This window comes from Streptomyces sp. NPDC001985 (assembly GCF_040296845.1).
GTDB lineage: Bacteria > Actinomycetota > Actinomycetes > Streptomycetales > Streptomycetaceae > Streptomyces.
The window spans coordinates 35,287-50,632 of record NZ_JBEOYB010000026.1; the positions used below are offsets into that span (position 1 = coordinate 35,287).

Sequence of the window (15,346 nt, forward strand, 5' to 3'; positions counted from 1 at the left end):
ACGGCCCAGGGCTGCCCGGCCCGGGTGGAGGGTTGTTCACAGGGTGCGCAGCAGCACCGCCGGCCGCTCCACACAGTCGGCGACATAGCGCAGGAACCCGCCCGCCGTGCCGCCGTCGCAGACCCGGTGGTCGAAGGTCAGCGAGAGCTGCACCACCTGACGCACGGCCAGCTCGCCCTGGTGGACCCAGGGCTTGGGGACGATCCGGCCGACCCCGAGCATCGCCGCCTCCGGGTGGTTGATGATCGGGGTGGAGCCGTCGACGCCGAACACCCCGTAGTTGTTGAGGGTGAAGGTGCCGCCGGTCAGATCGGCGGGGGTGAGCCTGCCGTGGCGAGCCGCTTCGGTGAGCCGGCCGAACTCCTCCGTCAGCGACTCGGCCGAACGCCGGTGGGCGTCGCGCACCACGGGGACGACGAGCCCCCGCTCGGTCTGGGCCGCGAACCCGAGGTGGACCTCGGGGAGGCGCACGATCTCCCGGGCCGCCGTGTCCACCGTGGAGTTCAGCTCGGGGTGGCGGGCGAGGGCGGCCGTGCAGATCCGGGCGAGCAGCGCCATCAGGGCGACCTTGGGGCCGTCCCCGGCGTTCATGGCGGCCCGGGCCGCCATAAGTTCGGTCGCGTCCGCGTCGACCCAGCAGGTGGCGTCCGGTATCTCGGTCCGGCTGCGGGACAGCTTGTCGGCCACGGCTCCCCGGACCCCGCGCAGCGGTATCCGTTCACCGCCCCGGACCGGTGCGGGCGGTGAGGACGCGACGGGCGGCGCGGGCACCCGGGCGGGCTCGGACGCGGGCGCGGGGGCCGGGGCGGGGGCCGGGGCGGGCGCGGGTGCCGGGGAGCCGGTGGGGGCGGGCCGGCCGGTCAGACCGGCCGCGCGCATCGCGTACTCGACATCCGCGCGCAGGATCAGCCCGTCGGGTCCGGACCCCGTGAGCTGCCGCAGATCGAGCCCGTGCTCCCGGGCCAGCCGCCGCACCAGCGGGGAGATGACGGGCACGGGCCCGCTGTGCTCGATGTCCTCGTCCGGCCGGGCGGCGGGCCCGGCCGCGGGGCCGGGAACCCGCGGCTCCGCGTCGGCGGGCCGTATCCGCCGCCGCCTGGCCGCGGGCGCTCCCGTTCCGTATCCCACGAGGACATTCCCCGAGGACTCCCCGGACGGCCCGCCGCCGTCGGAAGCGGACCCGGCGGGCCGGGCCCCGGCGGTGGGCCGTGACTCGGCGGTGGGCCCGGCGCCCGCGCCCGCCGTCGCGCCGGGAGCCGGGCCGTCGGACCCGTCGGACCCGTCGGACCCGTCGGCCGAGGCGCCCACGGCCACCGTCAGCAGCGGTGCCCCCACCGGCAGTTCGGTGCCCTCCTCGCCGAAGCGCGCGGTCACCACACCCCCGTACGGGCAGGGCACCTCCACCATCGCCTTGGCCGTCTCCACCTCCACCACGGGCTGGTCGATCGCGACGACATCGCCCACGGCCACCAGCCAACGCACGATCTCCGCCCCGGTCAGCCCCTCCCCGAGATCGGGCAGCCTGAACTCCAGCACCTGTGCCATTTCAGCTCTCCGCCTCCCACTGCAACCGCGCCACCGCATCCAGCACCCGGTCCACTCCCGGGAGATGGTGTCGCTCCAGCATGGGCGGCGGATAGGGAATGTCGAAACCGGCGACCCTCAGCACGGGCGCCTCCAGGTGGTGGAAGCACCGCTCCGTCACCCGCGCGGCGATCTCCCCGCCGGGCCCGCCGAAGCCGGTGGACTCATGGACGACGATGGCCCGCCCGGTGCGCCGGACCGACGCGCAGACCGTGTCGTCGTCGAAGGGGACGAGCGAGCGCAGATCGACCACCTCCAGATCCCAGCCCTCCGCCGCGGCGGCCTCGGCCGCCTCCAGACAGACCGGCAGGGACGGGCCGTAGGTGATCAGCGTGGCACCGCGCCCGGGCCTGCGGATCACCGCCCGGCCCAGCGGCTCGACCGGGGCCGGGTCATCGGGCGACCAGGCCGCCTTCGACCAGTACAGCCGCTTGGGCTCCAGGAAGACCACCGGGTCGTCCCCGGCGATGGCGGCCCGCAGCAGCCCGTACGCGTCCTCCACGGTCGCCGGGGTGACGACCCGGAGCCCCGGGGTCGCCATGTAGTACGCCTCGGACGAGTCGCTGTGGTGCTCGACCCCGCCGATCCCGCCGCCGTACGGCACCCGGACGGTGATCGGCAGCGACACCCTGCCCCGGGTGCGGTTGCGCATCTTGGCGACATGGCTGAAGAGCTGCTCGAACGACGGGTAGGCGAAGGCGTCGAACTGCATCTCCACCACGGGCCGCAGCCCGTACATCGCCATGCCGACGGCGGTGCCGAGGATGCCCGCCTCGGCCAGCGGGGTGTCCGTGCACCGGTGGTCGCCGAACTCCTCGGCGAGCCCGTCGGTGACCCGGAAGACACCGCCGAGGGTGCCGACGTCCTCCCCGAGCACATGGACGGCCGGGTCGTCCGCCATGGCGTCGCGCAGGGCGCGCCGGAGCGCCTGCGCCATCGTGGCGGGCTTGGCCCCCGCGGGCGCCGGGGTCGTCGCCGCGCCCATCAGGCCTCCCCCTCCGCTTCCAGCTCGGCCCGCAGCCGCGCCGACTGCTCCCGCAGGACACCGGTCCGCTCCGCGTAGACATGGGCGAAGAGGTCCATGGGCTCCAGCACCGGGTCCGCGTTCATCCGTTCGCGCAGGTCGGCGGCCATCGACTCGGCCGCTTCGGCGACGGAGCGCCTGCGGTCGTCGTCCAGCAGACCCCGGTCGGTCAGCTCGCGCTCCAGAAGCCGGACGGGGTCGTGCTCGCGCCAGATCTCCACCTCGGGCTCGTCGCGGTAGCGGGTGGCGTCGTCGGCGTTCGTGTGCGCCTCGATGCGGTAGGTCACGGCCTCGACGAGGGTCGGGCCTCCGCCGCGCCGGGCGCGGGCGACGGCTTCGGAGAGCACCTGGAGCACGGCGGGCGCGTCGTTCCCGTCGACCAGGCGGCCGGGCATTCCGTACCCCACGGCCTTGTGGGCGAGGGAGGGGGCGGCGGTCTGCTTGGCGAGCGGCACGGAGATCGCGAAGCCGTTGTTCTGGACGAGGAAGACGACCGGGGCGCGCCACACGGCGGCGAAATTCAGCGCTTCGTGGAAATCGCCCTCGCTGGTGCCGCCGTCGCCGACCATGGCGAGCGCCACCACGTCGTCCCCCTGGAGCCTGGCGGCGTGGGCCAGGCCCACGGCGTGCGGCAACTGGGTGGCGAGGGGGGTGGAGAGGGGCGCGGTGCGGTGCTCACGGGGGTCGTATCCGGTGTGCCAGTCGCCGCGCAGCAGGGTCAGCACCTGCACCGGGTCCATGCCCCGGGCGACGGCCGCGAGGGTGTCGCGGTAGCTGGGGAAGAGCCAGTCCCGCGGCTCCAGGGCGAGCGCGGCGGCCACCTCGGCGGCCTCCTGCCCGGTGCTCGACGGATAGACCGCCAGCCGGCCCTGTCTGGTCAGGGCGGTCGCCTGCGTGTTGAACCGGCGACCGCGCACCACCTGGGCGTGGAGCCGCAGCAGCAGCTCCGGCTCGACGGCCGCCGCCGCCTCCGTGCCGAGCACGCGGAACGGTACGGGGTCGGGGAGCAGCGGGGCGGGGTCGGTGCGGGGCTGCCACGCCGGGGGCGGCGTGAGCCGGTGGGCGACGGCTTTCACGGCGAGCACCTCCTCATTGAGGGCGACGACGAAGCGGCCGGAATGTGGCGCGCCTCACCTACCGATTGTTCGGTCGTGGACGCATTTTGGCTACAGGCGGCTTCAGCCTGTGGACAAACGGTTCTCCACAGCCTGTGATGGGCACAGGCTGTCCATGGCAGGGAGGCGGGGGGATATGAGTCCTGAACAAATGGCCGAGAACGGGCACCTCGGCGAGATGGGAACGGACCGGGCGGACGCCGTGGGGTACCGGCCCGAGCCGGACCGGACCGCCCCGCCGCGCGCGCTCGACGCCATAGACCGCGACATCCTGCGCATCCTCCAGTCCGAGGGCCGGGCCTCCGTGCGCTCCGTCGCCGACCGCGTCCATGTGTCGCGGGCCAACGCGTACGCCCGGATCAACCGGCTCATCGACGATGGCGTCATCCGTGGTTTCGGTGCCCGGGTCAACCATGAACGCGCCGGTCAGGGCGCGTCCGCCTACATCACGCTCAAGATCGTGCAGAACTCCTGGCGCACGGTCCGCGAACAGTTGCAGGCGCTCCCGGGCGCCGCCCACATCGCCCTGGTCAGCGGTGATTTCGATGTGCTGCTGCTGGTCCACACCCCGGACAACCGGACCCTGCGCGAGCTGGTCCTCACCCGGATACAGGGCATCCCGGAGGTGCTGTCGACCCGCACCCTGCTGATCTTCGAGGAGACGGACCTCCACCCGGACCCGGCCGGGCCGCCGGAGAGCGAACCGCAGTGATCCGGGGCCGCCGGGCCCCAGGGAGCCCGGGCGGACCGGGAAGCGGCCCCGCCGGGCCCGGAGAAAGCCCCTCGGCCCGGAGAGAGCCCTCAGGCGCCCCCGGCACCCCGGGGGGCGCCCTGGAGGCCCTGCGGCGCCGTGCGCAGCCCGTCGAAGGCGAGGCGTACGACCGTCTCGGCGAGCGGGTCGCTCTCCTGGCCGCCGTCCGGGTGCGGCCGGTACCACTCGACCAGCGAGTTCACCATGCCGAAGAGCAGCCGGGTGGCCAGCCGTATGTCGACATCGGTCCGCAGGTCGCCGTCGGCGGCGGCGGCCTTGAGCAGATCGGCCACCCGCTGGTCGAACTCCCGCCGGCGCTCCAGCGCCCAGCGCTCGGTGGCGGTGTTCCCGCGCACCCGCAGCAGCAGCGTCACATAGGGCACCTCGGTCATCAGCACCTCCACGGTGCGCCGGGTGACGTACTCGACCCGCTCGATGGCGCGCCCGTGCTGTGCGCCGGGCTCCTCCAGGACCGCGAAGAGCGCGTCCAGCGCCCGGCTCACGGCGCGGCGCAGCAGCTCCTCCTTGCCGGCGACATGGTGGTAGATCGACGACTTGGAGATCCCGGCCGCCTGGGAGAGGTGCTCCATGGACGTGCCGTCGTAGCCGCGCTCGTTGAAGACGCGCACGGCGACGGTGAGCAGGGTCTCCGGGGTGTAGGTGTCCCTCTTGGCGGTGCTCATGCGTCCGCTCCTTCTGCGTCGTCGGCGGATGAGCCGGAGGATGAGCGCCGGAGGAGCGCCAGGCCCGGGGCGTACCGTCCGCCGGGCATCCGTTCGTGCAGCTCTCCCAGTACACCCCGCGCGTACCCCCGGGGGAGCCGGCGGTTCCATTCCAGCGGCCCGACGGGGTAGTTGACGCCGAGCCGCATCGCGGTGTCGATGTCCTCCTCCGTGGCGACGCCCTTGGCCACGGCGTCGGCGGCGAGGTCGATCAGCATCACGACCGTGCGCGCCACGATCATGCCGGGCACGTCGCCGATGACGCTGACCTTCTTGCCGAGCGCCTGGAAGAGCCCGATGGCCTCCCGGAGCGTGCGCTCGGGGGTGTCCGGGGAGGCGGCGAGCGCGATCCGGGTCGCGGTCCGGTAGTCGAGGGCCAGATCGAAGCAGACGGTGTTCCGGTACTCGCCCGGCCTCCGTCCGCCGGCCGCCACCAGATGTCCGCCGCCGGGCAGGACCAGCCGGGTGCCGTCGTCCCCGCGCTCCCTGCGGAGGGGCACACCGGACTCGTCGATCAGGTCGAGCAGCCCGGCGGCGGGCCCGGGACCGCCCTGGGCGACGACGTACGCGGGAGGGTCGGCGGGCTCCGCCGTGCGGGGCGCGGGGCGTTCGGCGCCGGGGGTGTGGTCGTACCAGCCCCGGCCCGACTTGACGCCCAGCAGACCGGCCTCCACCAGCCGCCGCTGGGCCAGGGAGGGGGTGAACTTCACGTTCCGGAAGAAGGCCTCCCAGACGGAGTGGGTGACGGCCTCGTTGACGTCCTGGCCGATCAGATCGGTCAGTTCGAAGGGGCCCATCCGGAAGGCGCCGCACTCGCGCAGCACCGCGTCGATGGTCGCGGGGTCGGCCGCCCGGTCCTCGTGGATCGCGAAGGCCTCCGCGTAGAAGGGCCGGGCTATGCGATTGACGATGAAACCGGGCAGGTCGGCGCAGCGCACCGGGGTCTTGCCCCAGGCCTCCGCGGTGGCCCGGGCGCTCTCGGCGGCGCTCTCGTCGGTGGCGGAGCCGCTGACGATCTCGACCAGCGGGAGCAGCGGCGCGGGGTTGAAGAAGTGCATGCCGACGAGGCGGCCGGGGTGCCGCAGGGCGCCCGCGACGGCGGTGACGGAGAGGGAGGAGGTGTTGGTGGCGAGCAGGGCGTCCTCGGCGACGATCCCCTCCAGCTCCCGCAGCAGCTCCTGTTTGGCGGGGAGCCGCTCCACGACCGCCTCGACGACGAGTGCCGCGTCGGAGAGTTCGGCGAGGGCGGCGGGGCGCAGCCGGGCGCGGGCGGCATCGCGCTCCCCCGCGGTCATGCGCCCCTTGGCGACGAGCCGCTCCAGCCGGGCGCCTATCGCCTCGGCGGCGCGGGCCGCCCGCCCGGGGACGGCGTCGCAGAGCCGCACGGGATGGCCCGCGACCAGGGCGACCTGGGCGATGCCCTGACCCATGGTGCCGGTGCCGACCACGGCGACGGTACGGCTCCGGTCCACGGCACCGCCCCGGTCCGCGGCGGCGCTCCGGTCCGGGGCGGCGGCCCGTCCGGTGGTGGTGCTCTGTTCGACGGCGCTCATGGGAGTGATCCTCCCGGATGAGTTTTCCACAGGTCTGACAGGCCCCCTTGTCCCAACCGATCGTTCGGTTACTCTAACTCTGTCCCTCCGTCCCTGCCCAGCTCGACGAGGAGTTGGTCCGCCATGCAGCTCACCGAGGCCGTGCTGACCGAGCGCCACCGGCCGACGCTCGACCAGGCTCTCGAAGCGATCCGCACCCGCGCCTACTGGTCCCCCCACCCCGAGCACCCGAAGGCGTACGGGGAGAGCGCCCCGGCCGACGGCCTCGCGGCCTTCGAGGCACTCCGCTCCACCCGCTTCGAGCTCGATCAGCCGGGCACCGACGGCTGGACGGGCGGCGAGACCTCGCCGTACGGCATCGGTCTGGACATCGAGTACCCGCACCCGGACCCGGAGGTGCTGCTCCCCGCGATGCGCGCGGGCATGGGGGCCTGGCGCGAGGCGGGGCCCGAGCGGCGCGCCCTCGTCTGTCTGGAGATCCTGGCCCGGATCAGCGCCCGCACCCACGAGTTCGCCCACGCGGTGATGCACACCAGCGGACAGGCCTTCATGATGGCCTTCCAGGCCGGCGGGCCGCACGCCCAGGACCGCGGCCTGGAAGCCGTGGCGTACGCCTGCGCGGAGCAGACCCGCACCCCGGATGCGGCCGACTGGTCCAAGCCCCAGGGCAAGCGCGATCCGCTCCGGCTGCGGAAGACCTTCACCGCGGCGGGCCGGGGCATCGCGCTGGTGATCGGCTGCAACACCTTCCCCACGTGGAACGGCTACCCGGGGCTCTTCGCCTCGCTGGCCACCGGCAATCCGGTGCTGGTCAAGCCGCACCCGCGCGCGGTGCTGCCGCTCGCGCTCACCGTGCGGGTGGCGCGCGAGGTGCTCGCGGAGGCCGGGTTCGCCCCCGATCTGGTCGCCCTGGCCGTCGAGCGGCCCGGTGAGGGCATCGCCAAGACCCTGGCGGTCCGCCCCGAGATCAGGATCATCGACTACACCGGCTCCACCGCCTTCGGCGACTGGCTGGAGACCCACGCCCGCCAGGCCCAGGTCCACACCGAGAAGGCCGGCGTCAACACGGTCGTCATCGACTCGACCGACGACTACAAGGGGATGCTCTCCAATCTGGCCTTCTCGCTCTCCCTGTACAGCGGCCAGATGTGCACCACCCCGCAGAATCTGCTGATCCCCCGCGAGGGCATCGCCACCGACACCGGCCACAAGTCGTACGACGAGCTGGTGGGCGATCTCGCCGCCTCGGTCGGCGGCCTCCTCGGCGACGACGCCCGGGCCAACGCGCTGCTGGGCGCGCTGGTCAACCCCGAGGTGCGGAGCAGGCTGGAGGGAGCCGCGCAGCTCGGCGAGGTGGCACTCCCCTCACGGAAGATCGCCCACCCCGACTTCCCGGACGCGGTGGTCCGCACCCCGGTGATCGTGAAGCTGGACGGCGCCAAGCCGGAGGCCGAGAAGGTGTATCTGGAGGAGTGCTTCGGCCCGGTCTCCTTCGCGGTCGCCGTGGACTCGACGGCGGACGCCCTCGCGCTGCTGCGGCGCACGATCCGCGACAAGGGCGTGATGACGGTCGGCGCCTACACCACGTCGGCGGAGACGGAGCGGGCGGTCGAGGAGGTCTGTCTCGACGAGTCGGCCCAGCTCTCGCTGAATCTGACGGGCGGGGTGTACGTGAATCAGACGGCCGCGTTCTCCGACTTCCACGGCTCCGGCGGCAACCCGGCGGCCAACGCCGCCCTGTGCGATGCCGCGTTCGTCGCGAACCGCTTCCGGGTGGTGGAGGTCCGCCGCCAGGCGTGAGGCCCGCCGGGGGCGGGGGTCAGGGGCCCGGCGCCGCCGCCGGGCCGCCCCAGTGGAAGAGCGCCATGGCCACACTGGTGGCGAGGTTGTAGCTGGAGACCTGGGGGCGCATGGGCAGCGACAGCAGGCGGTCGGCCCGCTCCCGCAGCTCCGGGGAGACGCCGTGGCGCTCGGAGCCGAAGACGAGCAGGGCCCCGTCCGGGACGGGGACCGAGCGGATGTCGTCCCCCTCCGGGTCCAGGACATGGAGCGGCCCGGGCGGAAGGCCGTCGGAGGGCAGCCGCTCCACGGCGGTGGCGTAGTGCAGGCCCGCGCCCGCCCGCACCGCGTTGGGGTGCCAGGGGTCGATGTCCCCGGTGGTGATCACCCCGGTGGCGCCGAAACCGGCGGCGAGCCGGACCACCGCACCGACGTTCCCGAGGTTGCGCGGATTGTCCAGGACGACGATCGGCGACCGCCGGGGCAGCGCGGCCAGGGTCTCGGTGTTCGCCCGGCGCCCGGGCCGGACCGCCAGCGCGGCGACACGTGTGGGGTGGAGCCGGGGCACCAGCTCCCGCAGGGTCTCCAGCGGCACCTCGGTGACCAGTTCCGCGATGCGCCCGGTCACATCGGGGGCGAGATCCCCGGCCAGCTCCAGCAGTGCCGCCGTGTCGCTGGTGATCGCTCCGGACACCTCCGCGTTGAACCGGAGTGCGTGCTTCAGGGCATGGAAGCCGTCGAGCAGCACCGCGCCGGGTGCCGCCGCACGCCACTGCCGTACCGCCTCGGCGGCGTCGTTCTCGCTCATCGCCTCAGGCTACGGCGCGGGGGCGCGGGCCCGGTCACCGGCGGGGAGGAGCCGGTCCCGTCCCCGGGCGACCGCCGCACCGAGCCGGACCAGGAAGGAAGTCGGGAGGAAGACGGAGTCGGCGGCGATCATCGCCAGCGAGAAGAAGGGGAGGCCCAGCACCACGGCGATCGCGGCGTGCTCCGCGATCATGACCACCAGGAGGACGTTCTTCACCCGCCTGTTGAAGAGGGTGAAGGGGAAGGCGACCTGCACGATGACGGTGCCGTACGTCAGCACCATCACCATCACCCCGCCGGAGGCGAGCAGATCGGAGAGGGCCGGCCAGGGAGTGAAGTAGTCCAGCTTGAGCGGGTAGTAGAGCGCGGTGCCGTCCTGCCAGCGCGAACCCTGGACCTTGTACCAGCCCGCCGTGGCGTAGATCAGACAGACCTCGGCCATGATCACCAGCAGGCCGGCGTTGTGGAGCAGATTCGCGGCGGTGTCCAGCAGGACGCGCGGCTGGCTCCCCGGCGCGTACCGGTCGACCAGCCACCACAGCCCCTGCGCGATCCACAGCGCCCACAGCAGCAGCAGGACGGACAGACCGGTCTGGTTCAGGAAGGAGCCGGTGGCGAGGAGGAAGCCGAGCACGGACCACAGGACCGGTCCGGTCCGGTCGGGCGGCGGACCGGCGGACTCCGCCCGGGGCGCGTCCGCCGCCCGCTCCGCCCGGCGCCGCGCGCACCGGGCGTCCAGCGACCAGACCTGGGCACAGCGGGTGACGACCAGATAGATCGCCATCAGATGGATGACATTGTCGCCGCCGTCGCCCATGAAGATCGAGCGGTTCTGGAGCGAGAGCACCCCGACCATGAAGAGCGCGGACATGGCGCGGGTCCGCCAGCCGAGCATCATCAGGGCGCTGGAGAGCACCGAGACCGCGTAGACGATCTCGAACCAGAGGCTCCCGTCCGTCCACATGAGGACGGTGAAGGAGTCGTTGTCGGAGATCAGCTCGCGCCCCAGCTCCCAGCTCCAGGGCCCCTCGGGCCCGTACAGCTCGTGGCGGTTGGGCAGCTCGCGCAGGAGGAAGCAGAGCCAGACCCCGGCGAAGCCGATCCGGACCACGGCGCTCTGGTACGGGCCGAGGGCCGTGGCGGTGATCCGCTGGAGGGCGGCGGCGGCCCGGCCGCCCCGGGAGGGGGTCATCGCGCCGCCCCGGCCGGCCGCCCCCGGTCGTTGCGGACCCCCAGGGGCAGATCGTCACCGGTCACCGTCCACCACGGCAGCACCCGGTGGACGGGGCGGGTGTCGGTCTTCTCCTCGCTCCACGGCGGGGCCTTGACCGTGCGGGTCGAGGACCGGAGCCGGATGCGCTCCACGGCTCCCCCGAGGTCGTGCGCGTCCAGGCGGTGCATCGCGATCCGGCGCACATAGCCCTCCGAGAGCCGGCCGCGCAGCCCGTGGGGGCGGCCCTGGGCGTCGTGCGAGTTGACGAGGATGTCCCAGCCCCGGCGGAGCTGGTTCTGCTGGACATGGCTGGGCAGGGGGTTGCCGCGCACCTCGCGGGCGTCCTCGGCGGTGAGATTGATCCAGCCGGTGGTCTCCCGGCCCCCGTCCGCCCTTCGGATCTCGGCCTTGACCTGCACGGACACATTCTGCTGGAGCGGATTGGGGGCGAAGAGCTTCCAGCTCTGCTCGAACTCGGGGTAGATCCAGTCGTTCACCGTCTCGCCGTACCGCTTGGTCACCGTGTTGGCGGGGGCCACATGGAGGAAGACCATCGCCAGATGGACACCGGCGACCGCGGCGACCAGGGCGAGGCAGAGGGCAGCGGCGACCCGGTAGGGCGGGGAGAGGGCCAGAATGCCGGCGGCGGGGGGACCGGGGGCGGGAGCCGGCGGGTCGGGGTCGGCGGCGGAAGCCGGGGGGTCAGGGTCGGCGGCGGCGGAAGCCGGGGGGTCAGGAGGCGGGACGGAGGGGCCGGGGGGCGGGGCGGGGGCGCTGCTCCGCTGGGGTCTCCGCTGCTCAGGGGGGTGCGGCACGGTACGGGCCGGGCCGGCCGGGCCCGGGCCGGGGTCCCGCTCACGGGCGCGCCCGGCGCCGTCGTTCTCGGCTGAACCCATCCCGCCCCGATCCCTGACGCTCCCACCCGGTTATCCACAGGGTTGACACCCTAAGGGGCGGCGACCGACCATTGAAGCCGATGAACCGAACGATCGGTTGGTAGGGGGTCCGGATGACGGCAGTGACCGTGGACACGGCGGAGCGGTACGAGGCGGTGTTCGATGCCGCGCTCGCCGCCGACGAGCGCATCGAGCCGCGCGACTGGATGCCGGACGCCTACCGGGCGACGCTGATCCGGCAGATGGCCCAGCACGCCCACTCGGAGATCATCGGCATGCAGCCGGAGGCCAACTGGATCACCCGGGCCCCTTCGCTGCGCCGCAAGGCCATCCTCATCGCCAAGGTGCAGGACGAGGCCGGTCACGGCCTGTATCTGTACAGCGCCGCCGAAACCCTGGGCACCAGCCGGGAGGAGCTGCTCGACAAGCTCCACGCCGGCCGCCAGCGGTACTCCTCGATCTTCAACTACCCCACGCTGACCTGGGCGGACGTCGGAGCGATCGGCTGGCTGGTGGACGGCGCCGCGATCACCAACCAGGTGCCGCTCTGCCGCTGCTCCTACGGCCCCTACGCCCGGGCGATGGTCCGGATCTGCAAGGAGGAGTCCTTCCACCAGCGCCAGGGCTTCGAACTGCTGCTCGCCCTCTCCCGGGGCACCGCCGCCCAGCACGCGATGGCCCAGGACGCGGTGGACCGCTGGTGGTGGCCGTCGCTGATGATGTTCGGCCCGCCCGATGACGCATCGGCCCATTCGGCCCAGTCCATGGCATGGAAGATCAAGCGCCACTCCAATGACGAGCTGCGCCGGCGCTTCGTGGACATCTGCGTCCCCCAGGCCCGGGCGCTGGGCCTGACCCTCCCCGACCCCGATCTGCGGTGGAACGAGGAGCGGGGCCGCCATGACTTCGGCGCGATCGACTGGACGGAGTTCCAGGAGGTCCTCAAGGGCAATGGGCCGTGCAATGAGCAGCGGCTCGCGCAGCGCCGCCGGGCCCACGAGGAGGGCGCCTGGGTGCGGGACGCCGCGGCGGCCCACGCCGCCAGGCACACGGCCCCGGACCCCGCGGCGGCCCGGCCGGAATCCCCGGAGGCGACGGCATGAGCGGCTCGACCGAGTGGCCGCTGTGGGAGGTCTTCGTCCGCTCGCGCCGCGGGCTCTCCCACACCCACGCCGGCAGTCTCCACGCGCCGGACGCGGAGATGGCCCTGCGCAATGCCCGTGACCTCTACACCCGGCGCGGCGAGGGCGTCTCCCTCTGGGTCGTGCCCTCCACGGCGATCACCGCCTCCTCGCCGGACGAGAAGGACCCCTTCTTCGAACCGGCCGCCGACAAGCCCTACCGCCACCCGACCTTCTACGAGATCCCGGACGGGGTGAAGCACCTGTGACCGCCACGCCCCCCGTCGCGGCCCTCGCCCTCGGCGACGACGCGCTGGTGCTCTCGCACCGCCTCGCCCAGTGGGCGGGCCACGCGCCCGTGCTGGAGGAGGAGCTGGCGCTCGCCAATATCGCCCTGGACCTGCTGGGCCAGGCGCGGGTCCTGCTCTCCCTCGCGGGGGACGAGGACGAGCTGGCCTACCTCCGCGAGGAGCGCGCCTTCCGCAATCTCCAGCTCGTCGAGCAGCCCAACGGCGACTTCGCCCACACCATCGCCCGGCAGCTCTTCTTCTCCGCCCACCAGCACCCGCTGTACGAGGCGCTGGCGGCGGGGGGCGGCCCCTTCGCCCCCCTGGCCGCGAAGGCGGTCAAGGAGGTCGTCTACCACCGGGACCACGCCGAGCAGTGGACCCTGCGCCTGGGCGACGGCACACCCGAGAGCCATCAGCGGATGCAGCGGGCCTGTGACGCCCTGTGGCGGTACACCGGGGAGATGTTCGAGCCCGTCGAGGGGGTGGAGGTGGACTGGCCGGCGCTGGAGCGGACCTGGCTGGAGTCGGTGCCGGCGGTGCTGGAGCGCGCGACCCTGACCGTGCCGACCGGCCCGCGCTCCGGCGGCTGGAAGGCGGGCGCGGGGCGCCAGGGCGTGCACACCGAGCCCTTCGGCCGGATGCTCGCGGAGATGCAGCATCTGCACCGCAGCCACCCGGGGGCGTCGTGGTGACCGGCCGCGCCCCCACGGGCGACACCCTGCTGGAGGCACGGCTGCGCGATCTCGCCGGGGCCGTGCCCGACCCGGAGCTTCCGGTGGTGACCCTGGAGGAGCTGGGAGTGCTGCGCGCGGTCCATCTGCTGGGCCCCGGCAGGGCCGAGGTCGAGCTGACCCCGACCTACACGGGCTGCCCGGCGATCGAGACCATGAGCAGCGACATCGAGCGGGTGCTCCACGACCACGGCATCCCGGAGGTCTCGGTCGTCACCGTGCTCTCCCCGCCCTGGTCGACGGAGGACATCAGCGCGGAGGGGCGGCGCAAGCTCGCCGAGTCCGGCATAGCCCCGCCGCGGTCGCGGCCGGCCGGGGGGCCCGTCCCGCTCACCCTCTCCGTGCGCTGCCCGCACTGCGGCTCCACCCGGACCGAGCTGCTGAGCAGGTTCTCCTCCACCGCCTGCAAGGCACTGCGCCGCTGCACCGACTGCCGTGAACCCTTCGACCACTTCAAGGAGTTGTAGATGTTCCATCCGCTCCGGGTCAGCGAGGTCGAACGGCTCACGGACGACTCGGTGGCCGTCACCTTCGCGGTGCCGCCCGAGCTGCGCGACACCTTCCGCCACACCCCCGGCCAGCATCTGGCGCTGCGCCGGGCGACAGCGGGCGGGGAGGTCCGGCGGACCTACTCGATCTGCTCCCCGGCCGCCGGGCCCGGCGCGCACCCCGTGCTGCGGGTCGGCATCCGGCTGGTCGACGGCGGCGAGTTCTCCACCTATGCCCTCAAGGAGCTGGCGGCCGGGGACACCGTCGAGGTGATGCCCCCGATGGGGCGCTTCCGGCTCGATCCCCGGCCCGGGCACTTCGTGGCGATCGTCGGCGGCAGCGGGATCACCCCGGTGCTCTCGATGGCCGCGACGGCGCTGGCGCGGGAGCCGGAGGCCCGGTTCTGTCTGATCCGCGGCGACCGGACCGTGGCGTCCACGATGTTCCTGGACGAGGTGGCGGACCTCAAGGACCGGTTCCCCGACCGGTTCCAGCTGGTCACCGCGCTCTCCCGGGAGGAGCAGCAGTCCGGGCTGCCCTCCGGGCGGCTGGACCGGGAGCGGCTGACCGGGCTGCTGCCCCGGCTGCTCCCGGTGGCGGAGGTCGACGGCTGGTTTCTGTGCGGGCCGTTCGGCCTTGTGACCGGCGCCGACCGGGCGCTGCGCGGGCTCGGTGTGGAGCGCGGCCGTGTCCACCAGGAGATCTTCCATGTGGACGACGGCCCGGCGCCCGCCCCCGCCCGGGTGGCGGCACCCGCCGGCGCCGCGCTCACCGCGACCCTCGACGGCCGCTCCGGCACCTGGCCCGTACGGGAGGGCGAATCGCTGCTGGAGACGGTGCTCCGCAGCCGCTCCGGCGCTCCGTACGCCTGCAAGGGCGGAGTCTGCGGCACCTGCCGGGCCTTTCTGGTCTCGGGAGAGGTGCGGATGGACCGCAACTACGCGCTGGAGCCGGAGGAGACCGGGGCGGGGTATGTGCTGGCCTGTCAGTCCCACCCGGTGACCTCGGAGGTGGAGCTGGACTTCGACCGCTGAGCCGCCGCCCACTGAGCCCGCCGCCCCGCCGCCCCCTGTCCCGCCGCCCCCGCACCGGCGGCCCGCACCCCGCGCGGCCCGTCCCGCACCTCGCGCTCGGCCCCCGTGCGCTCTCTCCCCGCTCCGTCCCCTCCCGCTGTGTTCATTTTCAGGAACCTGTTCTATCTTGACGGACCGTCAGCCACGGCGGAGCCCGGGGAGGTTCCGGCTCCGGGCGGTGGCGCACCAGCGGGCGCG

The 15,346-nt window shown here is 73.6% G+C and carries 15 protein-coding genes; 7 read left to right on the top strand and 8 right to left on the bottom strand.

Annotated features, from left to right (window positions below; translation table 11 throughout):
• Positions 1-36 precede the first annotated feature (36 nt).
• Genes ABT122_RS14115 through pdhA form a run of 3 tightly spaced genes read right to left on the bottom strand, consistent with a single transcriptional unit; the run spans position 37 to position 3,693 of the window.
• A complete protein-coding gene (locus tag ABT122_RS14115) occupies positions 37-1,545 on the bottom strand; it encodes a dihydrolipoamide acetyltransferase family protein (protein WP_351550384.1) in 1,509 nt (502 codons plus the stop codon).
• Position 1,546: 1 nt separating this feature from the next.
• Positions 1,547-2,569, bottom strand: a complete 1,023-nt coding sequence (locus tag ABT122_RS14120; RefSeq protein ID WP_351550387.1) for an alpha-ketoacid dehydrogenase subunit beta — start codon at positions 2,567-2,569, stop codon at positions 1,547-1,549.
• Positions 2,569-3,693, bottom strand: a complete 1,125-nt coding sequence (pdhA, locus tag ABT122_RS14125; RefSeq protein ID WP_351550390.1) for a pyruvate dehydrogenase (acetyl-transferring) E1 component subunit alpha — start codon at positions 3,691-3,693, stop codon at positions 2,569-2,571. The genes ABT122_RS14120 and pdhA overlap by 1 nt, the downstream gene beginning before the upstream one ends.
• 208 nt (positions 3,694-3,901) lie before the next feature.
• Between pdhA and ABT122_RS14130 the strand changes: the two genes are divergently transcribed.
• On the top strand, positions 3,902-4,435 hold the full coding sequence (locus tag ABT122_RS14130; RefSeq protein WP_451067888.1) for an Lrp/AsnC family transcriptional regulator: 534 nt from the start codon (positions 3,902-3,904) through the stop codon (positions 4,433-4,435).
• Between the two features lie 89 nt (positions 4,436-4,524).
• Here the strand turns inward: ABT122_RS14130 and ABT122_RS14135 are convergent, their stop codons facing one another.
• Positions 4,525-5,157 (bottom strand): TetR/AcrR family transcriptional regulator, encoded by a 633-nt coding sequence (locus tag ABT122_RS14135; RefSeq protein ID WP_351550396.1) that lies wholly within the window; start codon positions 5,155-5,157, stop codon positions 4,525-4,527.
• Positions 5,154-6,749: a 3-hydroxyacyl-CoA dehydrogenase gene (locus ABT122_RS14140; protein ID WP_351550399.1), complete on the bottom strand. Its 1,596-nt coding sequence runs from the start codon at positions 6,747-6,749 to the stop codon at positions 5,154-5,156. The genes ABT122_RS14135 and ABT122_RS14140 overlap by 4 nt, the downstream gene beginning before the upstream one ends.
• A gap of 123 nt (positions 6,750-6,872) precedes the next feature.
• Here ABT122_RS14140 and paaN point away from each other — a divergent pair, with 123 nt between their 5' ends.
• Positions 6,873-8,549: a phenylacetic acid degradation protein PaaN gene (gene paaN / locus ABT122_RS14145; RefSeq protein WP_351550402.1), complete on the top strand. Its 1,677-nt coding sequence runs from the start codon at positions 6,873-6,875 to the stop codon at positions 8,547-8,549.
• A gap of 19 nt (positions 8,550-8,568) precedes the next feature.
• Here paaN and ABT122_RS14150 read toward each other — a convergent pair whose 3' ends face one another.
• The 3 genes from ABT122_RS14150 to ABT122_RS14160 are packed head-to-tail and all read right to left on the bottom strand — an operon-like array spanning position 8,569 to position 11,444.
• Positions 8,569-9,336: a TrmH family RNA methyltransferase gene (locus ABT122_RS14150; protein ID WP_351550405.1), complete on the bottom strand. Its 768-nt coding sequence runs from the start codon at positions 9,334-9,336 to the stop codon at positions 8,569-8,571.
• Positions 9,337-9,345: 9 nt separating this feature from the next.
• Entirely contained in the window at positions 9,346-10,527 is a 1,182-nt protein-coding gene (locus tag ABT122_RS14155) for an HTTM domain-containing protein (RefSeq protein ID WP_351550408.1), read from the bottom strand.
• Positions 10,524-11,444: a DUF5819 family protein gene (locus ABT122_RS14160; RefSeq protein ID WP_351550410.1), complete on the bottom strand. Its 921-nt coding sequence runs from the start codon at positions 11,442-11,444 to the stop codon at positions 10,524-10,526. The genes ABT122_RS14155 and ABT122_RS14160 overlap by 4 nt, the downstream gene beginning before the upstream one ends.
• A gap of 113 nt (positions 11,445-11,557) precedes the next feature.
• On the opposite strand from ABT122_RS14160, the gene paaA reads away from it, so the two are divergent.
• From paaA to ABT122_RS14185, 5 genes are read left to right on the top strand one after another with little or no spacing between them, the layout of a single operon-like run.
• On the top strand, positions 11,558-12,547 hold the full coding sequence (gene paaA, locus ABT122_RS14165) for a 1,2-phenylacetyl-CoA epoxidase subunit PaaA (protein ID WP_351550412.1): 990 nt from the start codon (positions 11,558-11,560) through the stop codon (positions 12,545-12,547).
• Entirely contained in the window at positions 12,544-12,834 is a 291-nt protein-coding gene (paaB, locus tag ABT122_RS14170; RefSeq protein ID WP_351550414.1) for a 1,2-phenylacetyl-CoA epoxidase subunit PaaB, read from the top strand. The genes paaA and paaB overlap by 4 nt, the downstream gene beginning before the upstream one ends.
• Positions 12,831-13,547, top strand: coding sequence for a 1,2-phenylacetyl-CoA epoxidase subunit PaaC (gene paaC, locus ABT122_RS14175; RefSeq protein WP_351550417.1), 717 nt, complete (start codon positions 12,831-12,833; stop codon positions 13,545-13,547). Before paaB ends, paaC begins: the two co-directional genes overlap by 4 nt.
• Positions 13,544-14,053 carry a 1,2-phenylacetyl-CoA epoxidase subunit PaaD gene (gene paaD / locus ABT122_RS14180; protein ID WP_451067872.1) on the top strand — a complete coding sequence of 170 codons (510 nt, stop codon included), beginning with the start codon at positions 13,544-13,546 and terminating at the stop codon, positions 14,051-14,053. The genes paaC and paaD overlap by 4 nt, the downstream gene beginning before the upstream one ends.
• Positions 14,054-15,109, top strand: a complete 1,056-nt coding sequence (locus ABT122_RS14185; RefSeq protein WP_351550422.1) for a 2Fe-2S iron-sulfur cluster-binding protein — start codon at positions 14,054-14,056, stop codon at positions 15,107-15,109.
• The last annotated feature ends 237 nt before the right edge of the window (positions 15,110-15,346 follow it).

What these genes read in the sequence shown, in the direction of transcription:
- ABT122_RS14185 (WP_351550422.1), top strand. Translation starts at nt 14,054, where the DNA reads ATGTTCCATCCGCTCCGGGTCAGCGAGGTCGAACGGCTCACGGACGAC.
- ABT122_RS14155 (WP_351550408.1), bottom strand. Translation starts at nt 10,527, where the DNA reads ATGACCCCCTCCCGGGGCGGCCGGGCCGCCGCCGCCCTCCAGCGGATC.
- ABT122_RS14130 (WP_451067888.1), top strand. Translation starts at nt 3,902, where the DNA reads ATGGGAACGGACCGGGCGGACGCCGTGGGGTACCGGCCCGAGCCGGAC.
- paaN (WP_351550402.1), top strand. Translation starts at nt 6,873, where the DNA reads ATGCAGCTCACCGAGGCCGTGCTGACCGAGCGCCACCGGCCGACGCTC.
- paaA (WP_351550412.1), top strand. Translation starts at nt 11,558, where the DNA reads ATGACGGCAGTGACCGTGGACACGGCGGAGCGGTACGAGGCGGTGTTC.
- ABT122_RS14135 (WP_351550396.1), bottom strand. Translation starts at nt 5,157, where the DNA reads ATGAGCACCGCCAAGAGGGACACCTACACCCCGGAGACCCTGCTCACC.
- ABT122_RS14140 (WP_351550399.1), bottom strand. Translation starts at nt 6,749, where the DNA reads ATGAGCGCCGTCGAACAGAGCACCACCACCGGACGGGCCGCCGCCCCG.
- paaB (WP_351550414.1), top strand. Translation starts at nt 12,544, where the DNA reads ATGAGCGGCTCGACCGAGTGGCCGCTGTGGGAGGTCTTCGTCCGCTCG.
- ABT122_RS14160 (WP_351550410.1), bottom strand. Translation starts at nt 11,444, where the DNA reads ATGGGTTCAGCCGAGAACGACGGCGCCGGGCGCGCCCGTGAGCGGGAC.
- ABT122_RS14115 (WP_351550384.1), bottom strand. Translation starts at nt 1,545, where the DNA reads ATGGCACAGGTGCTGGAGTTCAGGCTGCCCGATCTCGGGGAGGGGCTG.
- ABT122_RS14120 (WP_351550387.1), bottom strand. Translation starts at nt 2,569, where the DNA reads ATGGGCGCGGCGACGACCCCGGCGCCCGCGGGGGCCAAGCCCGCCACG.
- ABT122_RS14150 (WP_351550405.1), bottom strand. Translation starts at nt 9,336, where the DNA reads ATGAGCGAGAACGACGCCGCCGAGGCGGTACGGCAGTGGCGTGCGGCG.